Origin of the sequence: Bartonella sp. AP57NXGY (genome assembly GCF_042195805.1) — a bacterium.
Lineage (GTDB): Bacteria > Pseudomonadota > Alphaproteobacteria > Rhizobiales > Rhizobiaceae > Bartonella.
Window position 1 is genome coordinate 1 of the sequence record NZ_JBHIOZ010000364.1, and the last position, 1,046, is coordinate 1,046.

At 37.5% G+C, this 1,046-nt stretch carries 1 protein-coding gene and 1 pseudogene; both read left to right on the forward strand.

Annotated elements, in window-relative coordinates; all coding sequences use genetic code 11:
* A partial coding sequence (locus tag ACFIL8_RS10865) for an NAD(P)/FAD-dependent oxidoreductase (protein ID WP_375689789.1) occupies positions 1 to 612 on the forward strand: 612 nt, incomplete at its 5' end.
* Between the two features lie 120 nt (positions 613 to 732).
* Positions 733 to 1,046: pseudogene (locus ACFIL8_RS10870) on the forward strand (glucose-6-phosphate dehydrogenase); the annotation flags it as partial.

Consider the following 1,046-nt stretch of genomic DNA (forward strand, 5'->3'; position numbering starts at 1 on the left):
ATAACAGAAAAAGGCAGTGTAACAGCAGAGCATGTTTTACTTGCAACAAATGGGTATAAACTTGGTCTGGAGCGTTTTATTGAAAAAAATATTGTTTCTATTCGCTCTTATATTGGAGCAACGGACCCATTACCAAAGCATAGTTCAATTCTTATAGGGGGGGAATCGGTTGATGATTCCCGTTTTATGGTTCGCTATTTTCGCAAAAGCATTGATAATCGTCTCTTATTTGGTGGTGTAGAAAGTTATGATAATAAGCATCCTCTAAATTTAGATGAACGTATAAAACGGCAAATTGTTGAAATTTATCCTCAATTACATTCTATCAATTTAAGCCATCGGTGGGGAGCAACGGTTGCCATCACAGTTGAACGCATGCCCTATGTTCGCCAACTTTTCTCAAGGATGACTTATTGTGGTGGTTATTCAGGGCATGGCGTTATGCTGGCTCCTTTCGTGGGAAAATTATACGCAGAATGGTTAACTGGAAAATATGAACGTTTTTCCTATTTCCAAGACTTAAAGATTTCATCTTTTCCGGGGGGACGCGTTTTGCGTTATCCGCTTATATTTTTAGCAATGCGTTGGTTTTCTTTATTGGATCGCCTTTAATGTAAACATTGCTTGAAATGAAGAAAATTAATGGCTTATTTAGTATCTGTCTGCTTTAATGATGAAAGCTTTTATAAGTGATATGGGATTTCATAATCGAATAGAAAAATAAACAAGTTCATGGTGCGTAAAATTATTCCAGTTTCTTCCTTTGATTGTATTGTTTTTGGTGGCAATGGTGATCTGGCGTTGCGCAAGCTTTTGCCGGCTTTGTATCATTGTCAGTGTGCTGGGCAATTCAGTGAGCCAACACGTATTATTGGGGTTTCGCGTACTTCCTTAAGTTGTGAAGAATATCAAAATTTTGTCCGCATTTCTTTAGAAAAACATATCCATCCAAAAGATCTCAATTCAACAGAACTCAATCGTTTTCTTGCACGTTTAACTTACGTTTCTGTTGATGTTACCTCAAATCGAGGGTGGGAGGATTTAGC